The organism is Clostridium sp. UBA1652, assembly GCF_002320975.1.
In the GTDB taxonomy this organism is placed as follows: Bacteria; Bacillota; Clostridia; order Clostridiales; family Clostridiaceae; genus Clostridium_T; species Clostridium_T intestinale.
Window position 1 is genome coordinate 114413 of record NZ_DCLI01000092.1, and the last position, 13480, is coordinate 127892.

Consider the following 13480-nt stretch of genomic DNA (forward strand, 5'->3'; position numbering starts at 1 on the left):
ATTTTACAGTATTATTTTTACAACTATTAAAGCCATAATTATAGCAGTCATATCTGCCATAACCGCTGCCCATAGAGTATGTCTTATCTTTTTTATTTTTACAGCTCCAAAATACACTGTAATTGTATAGAAAATTGTCTCTGTTGTTCCCATAATTACAGAAGAGACCAAACCTATATAATTGTCTACACCATAGGTTTTAAGAATATCTGTAAATACTCCTATTGCTCCACTTCCTGAAAGAGGTTTAATTAGGATTAAAGGGAGTATTTCTTTAGGTAATCCTATTAATACTGTTATCGGAGATAATAAAAAATTCAATATATCTATTAGTCCTGCTTCTCTAAATATTTTTACTCCTACTACCATAGCTAAAAGGTATGGAAATATCCTAATACATACACTTAAGCCATCCTTTGCCCCTTCTACAAACCACTCGTAAACTTTTCTATCTTTGATCATTCCATAAGTTATTATAATAAATAGTATTATTGGTATTATACTCAAACTTAAATATCTCAGCATGGCTCCTCCTAAAAATATCTCTGTAATATTTTGCAGCATATTATTCCTACCAATGCTGCGCTGCCAGTTGCTATCATTGCAGGAATTATTATAATTGCTGGGTTCTCTGAATTTAGTGATGCTCTTATTGATATGATTGTTGATGGTACTAACTGTATACAAGCAGCATTTAATACTAAAAATAATGCCATATCATTGGAGGCTCTACTTTTATCTTTATTTAATCTTTGCATTTCCTCCATAGCTTTTATTCCAAAAGGAGTAGCCGCATTAGATAGCCCAAACATATTTGCAGTAATATTCATAACAATAGCTCCGAGAGCTTTTTCATCTTTGGAAGCTTCCTTAAAAATTATTCTCAAAAATGGTTTCATAACTTTAGCTAGTTTTTCTGTTAATCCACTTTTTTCGGCAACTTTCATTACTCCACACCAAAAACACATCATTCCTACTAGTCCAACAACTATTTCTACTGAGGATGCTGATGACTCTACTATCCCCTTGCTTATATCTGCACCTTTTCCTGTCACCATTCCAACTATTATTCCTAAGGCTATCATAAAGAACCATATATAATTTATCATTTTGTACTCCTTTCTACTAATTCTGGACATAATAATCTATATGCACCGTAGTTGTTTTATAGAATAATTTCTTGAAGCACTTATTAATACGTGATAGGATAAAATTGCAGGTATATTTAATTCTTAATATTAAACCTAAAGAAAAAAAGGAGATTTAAAATGGAAGAAAGCAAACTAAAATTAGCTCAACATGAAGTTGACGAAGCTTTAAAAACTGTAGAGGATATAGAAAAAGTTATTGATGACAATAACTCAAAAGATGTATTAAAAGAAAAGTTTATGACTCTTTCTCAAAAAGTTCAAGAACTTGAGGATATATTAAAAACTGAAGGAATTCTTTAGTTTAGTTGAGAGTTGACAGTGGAAAGTTTAAAGAGGAAATTCCTTAAGGAAACTCCTTTAATTATAAATTATTCCCTAACTCTCAATTCTCACCTTTCTACTCTCCACTAAAAAAATTGTCAATTGCACTTTGTCAATTTTCAATCATCTTATACTTCATAATTGTGTCCAAACTTTTTCAGATGTTCTAAATAAACTTTATAATTAGGGATTATATTGGAGACCTCTCTCCAAAACTTTTCTGAATGATTCATTTCTTTTAAATGACATAATTCATGAACAATCACATACCCTATAACCTCTTTAGGTGCCATGATAAGTTTATAACTTAAATTAATATTTCTTTTTGATGAACAGCTTCCCCATCTAGTTTTCACATCTTTAATTCTTACACTGTTTACTGTGAAGTTATATTTCTCAGCCATTTCAACAGTGAGCCTTATTAGATACTCTTTGGCAATTTTTTTATACCATTTTTTTATTAATTCCCTTACTTCATCTTGATTGTGATTAGGATTTATAGATAAATAGACTCTTTGTCCATCGTATTTTAAACTTATCCCCTCTTCTTTTTTCTCAATTATAGTTACAGGAACTTTTTCACCTAAAATATACAACCAACCTCTTTCTAGTATGGATGGACCCCTAAGCTTTGCTAGTTTGTCTATAAGTTTTTCTATTTGTTTTATATTTGAATTAATTATAGCTTCAGCTTCCTTATTGCTAATTCTATAAGGAGAATATATGATTACTTCTTTTTCTGAGGCTATTTTTACTCTTACTGTTTTTCTTCTCTTACTTACAATTACCTTATAATTAAAATTCATTTTAAAATTTCTCTCCAAAGTATTTATATAATAAAGGAGCCCCAAACTTTTGGAACTCCTAAATGCTATTTACAGCTATCTCTTTCAATTAACTCATGTTCTAAAACATAATGTCCTTGTTCTAACTCTTTTTGATTTATAAGCTTAATAAGCATTCTCATAGCTACTGATCCCATATCATACATAGGTTGAGCTATTGTTGTTATCTTAGGATAGAAAACAGCTGATGAGTAGATATTATTAAAGCCCATAACTTTAACGTCTTCTGGAACGCTTATTCCCTTATCTCTTAAGGCATTTATAGCACCCATAGCTACTTCATCTGAACCACATATTATTCCATCTATAGATTCACCAGAAGAAACTATAGCCTCTACGCCTTCACTACCAGTTTTAACTTTTAATGGACCAAAGAATGTTCTCTTAGGATCTATTTCAAATCCTGATTCTTTCATAGCTTTTTCATAACCATTAAATCTCTCTGCCCAAGCATTTAATTCTTCTTTTTCTATTCCTATATAAGCTATCTTTTTTAACCCTTTATCTAATAGATATCTAGTAGCTTCATAAGTTGCCTTTTCGTTATCTATAGTAACACTTGGTAACTTACTTTCCTTATCTTTAGTTTCAATTAACACTGTTTTTACGTCTAATTCATTTATTAATCCTAAAATTTCATCTTGTAGAGAAGAACTCATATATAAAACTCCATCTACCATTTTTTCTTTTAGAACTCTTAAATATTCTTTTTCTTTTTCTACATCAAAGTCAGAATTACATAGCATAACATTATAATCATAAATATTAGCTACATCTTCTGCTCCTCTAACCACTTCTGGATAGAACTGATTAGATATATCTGGTATAAGTATACCTATTGTCTTTGTTCTTTGAGTTTTTAAACTTCTTGCAACTATATTTGGTCTGTAGCCTAATTTCTTAATCGCATCTACAACTTTCTTTTTTGTTTCCTCATTTACAACATCGATGTCATTCAAAACTCTTGAAACTGTTGCTATTGAAACTCCCGCTTCTCTTGCAACGTCTTTAATAGAAGTCGCCATAACTAAATCACTCCCGCTTATCACAATATTTTTTTATATTTATTTCCACTTGGTACTTTACTAAGTTCAGCTCTTATTATATTTTAAACACTTTTATTAAATTAATCCGTACTAAACGTTTTCCTCCCTTAATTATACGAAAGTTTAATAAAGTTTTCAATTATTTTCATAAGCTAATTACCATTTTATCAATTATAAAATTAAAATCAACCCTAAATGACAAATTTAGGGCTGATTTCTACTATTTTTTATATAATTTAACAAATTAATTAAATACACCTATACTATTTAAGAAAATAACTGTAATTAATATAGGAATTATATATCTTAAACACACCCTAAGGTATGGTAGATACTTAACATTTTTATTTAACTGTCCGTAATTTGTAAGTTCTTGTTTAAAGCTGTCTTTTTTAATAAAGTATCCTATAAATATTGCTGTTAATAATGCAGCAAAAGGCATCATAACATTATCTGTTAGGAAACCAAATAAATCAAAGAAATTTTTGTTTCCAATAAGTACAGCTCCAAATATACTCTTAGGATGTACTGTAATAGCACCTATTATAAATATTATTGTTGAAGTTATTCCTACAGATTTAATTCGACTCATATTAAATTCTTCCATGAACATTCTTACAGGTGCTTCCACTAGAGAAATCATAGCTGTAGTTGCTGCTATTGCTGTTAATAAGAAGAAAATAGCCAAGAGTCCATTCCCAAAAGGTAATTGTGCAAATGCTAGTGGTATACTTTTAAATAGTAAACTTGGACCTGAACTTGGACTTATCCCAAATTCAAAAACCACTGGAAATATAGCTACTCCTGCCATTAATGATATTACCGTATCAGATATAGCTACTTTAACTGAGTTGCCCATTAAGTTTGTATCTTTTTTATAATAGTTTGAGTAAACAATTAATATCCCCATAGCTAAAGCTAGCTTAAAAAATGCTAACCCTAAAGCTGTAAGTAATGTTCCAGCTGTTACTTTAGAAAAGTCTGGAGTAAACAAAAAACTTAATCCTTCTCCAGCTTTAGATAAAGTTAATGATCTTATATCACAAAGAAGTATAAGCAGTAGGAATAATGGCATTAATACTTTTGTGACCTTCTCTATCCCATTTTTAACTCCCGCTACTAATACTATAGATACAACAACTAAAACAACTAATTGCCATATCATAGGAGTATATGTACCATTAACACTATTGTTAAATGTGTCTGAAGTAAACTTTACAGCTTCTTCTCCTGTAAGATTTTTAAGTGGTGAGAAGTCACCCTTTATTGCCTTAAATAAATATTCATAAACCCATCCGGCAACTGCTGAATAATAAAACATTATAAATGCTGCTGTTGTAACTCCCAGCCATCCTATAAGTTTAAAGATTCCACTTTTTCTTATCTTATTTAGAAAGTTAAACTTAAAATTATGATAATTACTTTCTTCTATGGCCCCAATTGATCCAAAAGGATTTCTTTTAGTACTTCTTCCAATATAAAATTCACTTAACATCAAAGGAATTCCTAATAATAATACAAATATAAAATATATAAGTATAAATGCCGCTCCCCCATTAGCCCCAGTTACATAAGGAAACTTCCATATATTTCCTAATCCAATAGCCCCACTTAGTGTTGCAAAGAAAACTCCTAAAGACGAGGAGAATCCTTCTTTTTTACCTTTGTTTTCCATAATTTCACCTCAGCGTAAAATATAATATACATTCAATAAGCAATATACCCTTAAGGCATATTGCTTATTAATATTTAACTTAATTTTTCTACTAACATACTAAGCTTTTCACCATTGATATTAGCTTCTACATAGTTTTTATCTTCGTTATAGAAAATATTATCAGTCAAAGTATCTGTCTTAATATTTACTTGGAATTTATTAACTACTTTTTCTAATAACTCATTTCCAGAAACATATAAGTTTATTCTATCTGCAACCTCAAAACCACTTTCTTTTCTCATGTTTTGGATCTTAGATATTATTTCTCTTAAATGTCCTTCTTCTTTTAGTTCTTCAGTTATTGTTGTATCTAAAACTACTCCTATAGAACCTTCTCCAGAGAAAGCATAACCTTCTAATCCCTGCATAGTTACTAATAGGCTTTCCTTATTTAACTCTATTTCAGTTCCATCTACATTAATAACTTCCACTTCTCCATTTTGTATCTTTTGAGCTAAATCCATTTGATTTCTAGCAGCTATTTCTTTTCTTATGCCAGGAATCATCTTCCCATAAGCCTTACCTAAAACAGGAAGGTTAGGTTTTATTTCAAAATTAACATATTTTGAAAGATCAGCTCCAAATTCAACAACTTTAATATTAAGCTCATCTTTTATGATGTCTCCATAATAATCTGGAAGAGAATCTGTTGATACTAACATTTCTGAAAGCGGCTGTCTGTTCTTGATGTTAGCTGTATTTCTAGCACTTCTTCCCATTTTAACTATAGAATAAGCTAAATCCATTTCTTTTTCTAAATCTTCATTAACAGCTGAAGCATCATATTCTGGCCACATAGTTAAATGTACACTTTCAGGTGCATTTTCATCTAAAGAAACAACTAAACTTTGGTATATAGCTTCTGTCATAAATGGTACAAATGGTGCACCTATCTTTGATAAAGTAACTAAAACTTTATATAAAGTTGTATATGCTCCTATCTTATCTTCATTCAATTCTGTAGTCCAGTATCTAGCTCTATTTCTTCTTACATACCAGTTAGATAATTCATCTACAAATTCTTCAATAGATAATGCAGCTTGAGTTATTTTGTAACCTTCTAAATTGTCTTCAACCACTTTTATAAGTGTGTTTAACTTAGATAATATCCATTTATCCATTACATTAGATGATTTAAAATCTGAGTATTTAGTTGCATCAAATTTATCTAAATCAGCATATAGAACGTAGAATGAGTATACATTCCATAAAGTGCTTAGGAACTTTCTTTGAGTGTCTGCAACATCATCTTTTGAGAATCTTGTAGGCAACCATGGTGCACTTGCAGTATAGAAATGCCATCTAGTAGCATCTGCTCCTACTGTGTCTAAAACATCATTAGGTGCAACAACATTCCCCTTAGACTTAGACATCTTTAAACCCTTTTTATCTAATACGTGACCTAAAACTATACAATTTTCAAAAGAATTTGTATCAAATATAGCTGTAGATATCGCTAGTAGAGTATAGAACCATCCTCTAGTTTGGTCTACTGCTTCTGATATAAATTGCGCTGGGAAGTTTTTCTCGAAAGCTTCCTTATTTTCAAATGGATAATGTAATTGTGCAAATGGCATAGATCCTGAATCAAACCAGCAGTCTATAACTTCTGAATATCTCTTCATTTCTTTTCCGCACTTTTCACAATTTAAATGAACATTATCTATATAAGGTTTGTGTAATTCTATATCTTCTGGAACGTTAATTCCTTTTTGTTTTAATTCTTCAATACTTCCTATACATTCTTGGTGTCCACATTCACATTCCCAAACAGGAAGTGGAGTACCCCAATATCTGTTTCTTGATATTCCCCAGTCTATAACATTTTCTAAGAACTTACCAAATCTTCCTGTTCTAATGTTATCTGGATACCAATTTATTTTGTTGTTATTTTCAAGAAGTTTATCTCTTAAAGATGTAGTTCTTACAAACCAGCTATCTGTTGGATAATATAATAATGGTGTATCACATCTCCAGCAGTGAGGATATGAGTGAAGATGTTTTTCTGCTTTTAAAAGCTTATTATGCTCATCTAGATATTTAACTATATCATCATCGCATTTTTTAACAAACTTTCCAGCCCAAGGAGTAACCTCTGGTTCAAATTCTCCTTTTCCATTAACTAAATTAACGAAAGGAAGGTTATACTTTCTTCCTATTAAACTATCCTCTTCACCATAAGCAGGCGCTATATGAACTATACCAGTACCATCTGATAAAGTAACATAGTCTCCATGAACTATATAGAAGCCTTTACCTTCAACTTTAGCAAAAGGTAGTAATTGCTCATACTCTAATCCTAACAACTCTTCGCCCTTAAATTCTTTTATAACTTCAACTTCTTCACCTAATACTTTAGAAACTAAATCTTTAGCAAGTATATAAACTTCCTCTTCTTTTTTAACTTCAACATAGGTATATGCCTTATTTATACATAAAGCAACGTTTGAAGGTAACGTCCAAGGAGTTGTTGTCCATGCTAATATATGCTTATTTTCTTCTCCCTTAACTTTAAACTTAGCTATAGCAGTTAAGTCTTTAACATCTTTATACCCTTGAGAAACTTCATGAGAAGATAACCCAGTTCCGCATCTTGGGCAATATGGCATTATTTTATGACCTTTATATAAAAGATCCTTATTCCACATTTGTTTTAAAGCCCACCATACTGACTCTATATAAGTGTTGTGATAAGTTACATATGGGTTCTCCATATCTACCCAGTAACCTATTTTATTAGTCATTTCTTCCCACATACTAACGTAAGTAAATACGCTTTCTTTACAATCCTGAACAAATTTTTCAACACCGTACTCTTCTATTTGTTCTTTTCCTGATATACCTAGCTTCTTTTCTATTTCAAGTTCTACTGGAAGTCCGTGAGTATCCCACCCAGCTTTTCTAACCACTTTAAAACCTTTCATTACCTTAAATCTAGGGATTATATCTTTCATAACCCTTGTTAAAACGTGACCTACGTGAGGTTTTCCATTTGCAGTTGGAGGACCATCATAGAAGGTAAAAAACTCTCCATCTTCATTCATATCAAAATTTTTCTTAATTACATCTTTATCTTTCCAAAAACTTGCTATTTGTTTCTCCATATCCAAAAAGCCATTAGATGTGTCTATCTTTTTATACATTTGTATTCTCCTTTCTTTATAAAAAGCAATAAAAAAAACCTCATCCTAACGGACGAAGTTATATTCGCAATCCCACCTTTAGGTTCGAACTACTTCTAAATTTCAACGACTTTATGCGAAGTAGTATTAAATCAAGTACTAACATACTTTATCCTTTAACGCAAGAACACGGGAAAAGCTTACTATATTATTAATTTCAGCCTCCAACTCCCAGGTGATTTTCCTTAATTCTTGTTGTAACTTTCCACCAACCAGTTACTCTCTAAAAACAAAGAAAACTAAGTACTTGCCCTGTTCATAGTCTTTAAATGAATTATATAATAGTGATTTTAAAAAGTCAATGTGATACTTTATCATAAAGTAAAACTTTTCATGTGAAGGTTTAAACTTAACTTTAATTTATTTAACGAATAATTTCTATTAATTAGTATTGACTTTTATATAGCAATATGTTTTAATATAGGTACAAGGAAATAACCACTTTCCAAATACCTATTTATCCCCTTAACCAATAATGATTGGAGGTTATAGTCTTATGGACAACAACTTAAATCAGGAGATACTTGATAAACTGACTAAGGTTTGTTTATGTAAGGCTATTCCTAGATCAAAAATTAAATATGCTATAAAAAACGGTGCACACACCGTTCAGGAAGTACAAAAAGCAACAGGCGCTGGTTCCGGTGGTTGTTGTGGAAGAAGATGTACTCCTAAGATTCAAGAGTTAATTAATAGCCAGTTATCTCTTGAATAGTATTCCCCTTATTCGTATTAGTAAACATTTTATATCTCCCTATTATGATACCCCTGTGAAATCACAGGGGTATCTGTTTTATCTTATGTTTTAGTATACTTTAACAGCATCTCTAAAACTCCAAGCTAAAGGATGTTTAGGATATCCTTTTACACTAAGATCTCCTATTGTATATATATTTTTTTCTTCATTAGACTCTATTAAACAGTCTCTTAATATTTTTAATACCTTTTCTATTCTTTCATTATAAAGACTTTCTATTCCCTTTATAGGTTCACCCCATGCTAATATAATTTCGCTTGATTCTTCTATTGCCTGTTTTATAACCACATCATTTTTTATACGTTTCCCATCTATTTCAAATTTATCTTCATTTCCACATATAAAATTTCTATAGCCCTTATTGTATTGAACTTCTTCGAAATCATAAACCACAAAAAGGTTAACCATCTCTACAGTACTTATATAATTACCATACTCTTCTTTGGCTCTCAAAAATTTTACTATTCTTTTAGTTACATTATTACAACTATCATCCTCTAGTCTTTTGGGATTTCTCCCTATAATTAGAACCTTATTTTTTTTAACTCTTGATAAGTTAATACTTAGTTTAAAACATCTATCGCCTTTAATATCAAATAAACTTCTAGATAAGTCTCTTTGAGTATATTTAGGGTATCTTATAACTCCCATTATTAGTCTCCCTTTTCACTATATTTAGTGTTCATATAAAATTAATATTGAGAAGAACTTTTTTATATTTCAATTTTTTATTTTACAAACAAGTTCTTCTGCTAATATTTTATTTAATATTACTTTTTTTGTGCTTTTAAAAACAAAAAAAGATGTTGCTAATTAAATTTATATCAACATCTTTTTTATTATAATTTTCCTAAAAGTTCCTTTATTATCTCAACTTGATTAGTAGTTAGACCCATTTCTTCTCCTAACGATCTAGAATCATATCCTTGATGAATATAATCTTTAAAAGTTTGCAATTTTTCTGGGTCGGTTATATACTCTTCAATTTTGCTTGAGTCCACACTAGGAATATTTTTCACCTCATCCTTTAGTTTATCAAACAAGTTCATTTCTCTTATTTTATCCCAAGACATAAAAACACTCCTCCTTTCTTACTATAATAGTATTAGAAATGAAGAGCATTTTTATTATGCAAACTATTGGGTTTTTATTTTATCTAATAGGCTTTTTGCAATAGCCACTACTATAATCATTTTAACTATGTACGATACAATTATGGATGCACTAGGTTGAAACATTATTCCTGTAATTGAAGATATGGCATTAATTACAACATATAAATAAATAGAACCACTATACCACCTAAATACTCCAACAATAGCTATTAAAGTTATTAATGAAACTATCGTATTTATTACAACTTCCGTATTTGATAATACCTGATAGGTATCTGCAAGTAGTGAATTAGACTGTGCCATATTATAAGCCCATTTATTAGTATAATAAACAAACATTCCATAAAAGGCACCAATTCCTTGAAGCACTAAAAATATAGTTATAAGTATACCTCTTTTTCTTTCTTTCATATAATTACCCTCCAGTTTATCTGAATCAAGATTTACTTCACATTATAATAGTAATAATTTATCAGATATTTTTCAATAGAAATAATGCCCTCTAGTAAATCAAATCTTTTATGCTATAATTTATATTAGTTTAATTTAAGGAGTGAAATTATGGATTGTAAATTCTATTTACATAAAGGTTTAACCAAAAAGTCTTTACACGGACGTCCTTGGATATATATCAATGAAATAAATGAATACGATGGAGACTATGTTAATGGTGACATAGTTGAAGTATATGACTTTAAGGGTATATTTTTAGGCAAGGGTTATGTTAATGATAAATCAAAGATTACTATAAGAATAATGACAAAAAATATTGAGGAAGAAATAGACGAGGCTTTCTTTAGAGAAAGATTTTCTATGGCTTGGCAGTATAGAGAAAAAATAATCGACACTTCTTCTTGCAGATTTATATTTGGAGAAGCGGATTTTCTTCCTGGTCTTACTGTAGATAAGTTTGAAGATTATTATGTAATTCAAATATCTACTTTAGGTATGGATAAATACAGAGATACCGTTGTTAAAATTTTAAAAGAAGATTTTAATGCTAAAGGTATTTATGAAAGAAGTGATATTTCAACTAGAGAAATTGAGGGACTAGAACAAAAGAAAGGATTCTTAACAGAACCTTTTGATACTATGGTTCAAATAGTTGAAAATGGAGTTAAGTATTATGTAGATATTGAAAATGGTCAAAAAACAGGCTTCTTTTTAGATCAAAAAGAAAACAGAAAAGCTATCCACAGAATATGTAAGGATGCAGATGTATTAGACTGCTTTACTCACACTGGATCTTTTGCTTTAAACGCTGGAATAGCTGGAGCTAAATCTGTATTAGGAATAGATATATCTCAACATGCTGTTGATTTTGCAACAAGAAATGCAAAGCTTAATAATTTATCTGATACAGTTAAGTTTGAATGCCATAATGCTTTTGATGTTTTAGCTGACTGGTCTAAAGAAGGTAAACAATATGATGTTGTTATTTTAGATCCTCCAGCCTTTACAAAAAGCAGAGATACTATAAAAGGTGCTAAAAGAGGTTACAAGGAAATAAACCTTAGAGGTCTTAAGATGGTTAAAAAAGGTGGTTATTTAATTACTTGTTCTTGTTCACATTATATGAGTGAAGAGCTGCTTTCTGAGACAATTATGGATGCTGCAAAAGATGCTAAAAGACAACTTCGTCAAGTGGAATTTAGAACTCAATCTTCTGACCATCCTATACTTTGGGGATCAGATGAATCATATTATTTAAAATTCTACATATTCCAAGTTATTTAATTCTAAAAAGAGAGTTCCTTACCCACAGGAACTCTCTTTTTTTACATATACCAATTCTCTCTTATATCATAAATTATATTATTAAGGGTTATCCCTTTCATAATACCTTTCATTGCTATATCTTTGCTTTTATCATAATGATTAAATATCCTAGTAGCTTTTTCTTTATCTCCATACACCTTCCAATATCCACACATTAAGCAATTTTCTCTAGTACACTCCATAAATGCTTTTACATCTTCAAGTGGAATGCCTAAAAATATACCTAATTCATGAGGACAATGAACTTCTTTATATCTAGATATTAAGCTACTTAATAAATCATCTATCTTATCCTCTCTACAATACCCTATGTCTTCAAGAAAAGTTAAATTACATTCTTGAGACAATGTATCTCCTAGAGCATTTTCATTATAAACAAGAGCAACTAATGACTTTTCATCCTCTCTTAAATTTATAGACTTTAATCCTATTTCATCTAAAAAGTTTTTCCCCATGGACTGCCATAGATTGTATAAACCTTTTGCTCCTCTTGTTAACGTAATAGTAGAAGATGGTTTAATACCAGCTATGACTGGAGATAACAGATAAGTAAAAAAGTTTTTTAGATAGTCTTCCTCACCCATTTTACTAAGTATTTCAAAAAAAAGTTTATTCTCTTTTGCCATTCTTCTACCTCTCTCTAAAAAATACTTTATGATTATTATTTCACTATTTTCTTTCCATATTCAACGCATTTATCAACTTCTTCCCCTTGTGGGAATTCATTTACTATTAATCCTTCTTCTATAACATTTGCACCATAATCATTCATTCTAGCAACCCAGCTAACCATCCAATCTCCTGAACCCCAGCCGTATGATCCAAATAAACCTACAGGTTTTCCTGTTATAACACCACTTATAGATTCAACAAATGGTTCCATTTCGCCTTCTTCAATTACTTCATCCCCCATAGCTGGTGAACCTAAAGCAACTACATCAGCGTCTTTAACATCTTCAAGAGTTGCATCTGAAACTAAAAGAACTTTAACTTCTGCACCTTCTTCTGTAGCTCCTTTTGCTACTAAATTAGCCATTTCTTCAGTATTCCCTGAACCACTCCAATAAATTACTGCTACCTTTTTCATAATTCCCTCCTAATGATAATGATTTTCATTAATATTTATGTTTTTATTTTAACAACTTTTTCTTGGTTAATCAATAGCAATATTGTTTTATTTTTCCTCATTAACCATTAAGAATATATGAAATATATCATTAATCTTGTAAATACTAATAAAGCTAATATATTTCAAGAAAGGATTGTGATTATATGTCTAAGAAAAATATTAATGAAAAAGAGAAGGATATGTCTTTACCTATAGAAAACCATGAAACTGCCGCTTGGGCAAATATAGAAGATTTAAAACCTGTATCAAAGGTATCTATCCCTAATGAATCTGAAGTACGTAATGCAAAAGATTGGGTAGATGCTAACGAGAAGTAGAAAAAGAGGCGTCTCAAAAAAATGAGATGCCTCTTTTTATGCTACTAATAATCTATTGGTGTATAAATAATTAGATAATTAGGTAATTAAGTAATCAGGTAATTACCTAATTAGGTACTTA

The 13480-nt window shown here is 30.2% G+C and carries 15 protein-coding genes and 1 other annotated feature; of the genes, 4 read left to right on the plus strand and 11 right to left on the minus strand.

All coding sequences use genetic code 11. The features are described 5' to 3' along the window. Window positions 1–3 precede the first annotated feature (3 nt). Window positions 4–525: a spore maturation protein gene (locus B3N22_RS21240; protein ID WP_073020349.1), complete on the minus strand. Its 522-nt coding sequence runs from the start codon at window positions 523–525 to the stop codon at window positions 4–6. 8 nt (window positions 526–533) lie between these two features. Then, window positions 534–1109, minus strand: coding sequence for a nucleoside recognition domain-containing protein (locus tag B3N22_RS21245; protein ID WP_286910370.1), 576 nt, complete (start codon window positions 1107–1109; stop codon window positions 534–536). Window positions 1110–1268: 159 nt separating this feature from the next. Between B3N22_RS21245 and B3N22_RS21250 the strand changes: the two genes are divergently transcribed. Then, window positions 1269–1451 (plus strand): hypothetical protein, encoded by a 183-nt coding sequence (locus tag B3N22_RS21250; protein ID WP_073020345.1) that lies wholly within the window; start codon window positions 1269–1271, stop codon window positions 1449–1451. 149 nt (window positions 1452–1600) lie between these two features. Here B3N22_RS21250 and B3N22_RS21255 read toward each other — a convergent pair whose 3' ends face one another. From B3N22_RS21255 to ileS, 4 genes are all read right to left on the minus strand, one after another. After that, complete coding sequence (locus B3N22_RS21255) at window positions 1601–2278, minus strand: M48 family metallopeptidase (RefSeq protein WP_286910372.1); 678 nt, start codon at window positions 2276–2278, stop codon at window positions 1601–1603. Window positions 2279–2343: 65 nt separating this feature from the next. Next, complete coding sequence (locus tag B3N22_RS21260) at window positions 2344–3342, minus strand: LacI family DNA-binding transcriptional regulator (RefSeq protein WP_238903293.1); 999 nt, start codon at window positions 3340–3342, stop codon at window positions 2344–2346. A gap of 265 nt (window positions 3343–3607) precedes the next feature. Continuing rightward, window positions 3608–5038: a sodium-dependent transporter gene (locus tag B3N22_RS21265; RefSeq protein WP_238903294.1), complete on the minus strand. Its 1431-nt coding sequence runs from the start codon at window positions 5036–5038 to the stop codon at window positions 3608–3610. Window positions 5039–5112: 74 nt separating this feature from the next. Next, window positions 5113–8223: an isoleucine--tRNA ligase gene (gene ileS, locus B3N22_RS21270; RefSeq protein WP_286910375.1), complete on the minus strand. Its 3111-nt coding sequence runs from the start codon at window positions 8221–8223 to the stop codon at window positions 5113–5115. Between the two features lie 45 nt (window positions 8224–8268). Further along, window positions 8269–8531 (minus strand) — a binding site (T-box leader). 227 nt (window positions 8532–8758) lie between these two features. Between ileS and B3N22_RS21275 the strand changes: the two genes are divergently transcribed. Continuing rightward, a complete protein-coding gene (locus tag B3N22_RS21275; protein ID WP_021804327.1) occupies window positions 8759–8977 on the plus strand; it encodes a (2Fe-2S)-binding protein in 219 nt (72 codons plus the stop codon). Window positions 8978–9067: 90 nt separating this feature from the next. Here the strand turns inward: B3N22_RS21275 and B3N22_RS21280 are convergent, their stop codons facing one another. The 3 genes from B3N22_RS21280 to B3N22_RS21290 form a co-directional block, all read right to left on the minus strand. Next, window positions 9068–9670: a DUF1643 domain-containing protein gene (locus B3N22_RS21280; protein ID WP_073020340.1), complete on the minus strand. Its 603-nt coding sequence runs from the start codon at window positions 9668–9670 to the stop codon at window positions 9068–9070. Between the two features lie 188 nt (window positions 9671–9858). Further along, window positions 9859–10092, minus strand: a complete 234-nt coding sequence (locus B3N22_RS21285) for a hypothetical protein (RefSeq protein WP_286910378.1) — start codon at window positions 10090–10092, stop codon at window positions 9859–9861. Window positions 10093–10155: 63 nt separating this feature from the next. Further along, on the minus strand, window positions 10156–10545 hold the full coding sequence (locus B3N22_RS21290; RefSeq protein WP_286910380.1) for a hypothetical protein: 390 nt from the start codon (window positions 10543–10545) through the stop codon (window positions 10156–10158). A gap of 150 nt (window positions 10546–10695) precedes the next feature. Between B3N22_RS21290 and B3N22_RS21295 the strand changes: the two genes are divergently transcribed. Next, entirely contained in the window at window positions 10696–11871 is a 1176-nt protein-coding gene (locus B3N22_RS21295) for a class I SAM-dependent rRNA methyltransferase (RefSeq protein WP_073020335.1), read from the plus strand. 41 nt (window positions 11872–11912) lie between these two features. Here the strand turns inward: B3N22_RS21295 and B3N22_RS21300 are convergent, their stop codons facing one another. Together B3N22_RS21300 and B3N22_RS21305 are read right to left on the minus strand one after the other, a co-directional pair. After that, on the minus strand, window positions 11913–12539 hold the full coding sequence (locus B3N22_RS21300; protein WP_286910383.1) for a DUF3793 family protein: 627 nt from the start codon (window positions 12537–12539) through the stop codon (window positions 11913–11915). Window positions 12540–12574: 35 nt separating this feature from the next. Next, a complete protein-coding gene (locus B3N22_RS21305; protein WP_286910384.1) occupies window positions 12575–13000 on the minus strand; it encodes a flavodoxin in 426 nt (141 codons plus the stop codon). A gap of 185 nt (window positions 13001–13185) precedes the next feature. Between B3N22_RS21305 and B3N22_RS21310 the strand changes: the two genes are divergently transcribed. Next, window positions 13186–13359, plus strand: coding sequence for a CDIF630_02480 family spore surface protein (locus tag B3N22_RS21310; RefSeq protein ID WP_021804321.1), 174 nt, complete (start codon window positions 13186–13188; stop codon window positions 13357–13359). Window positions 13360–13480: the final 121 nt, after the last annotated feature.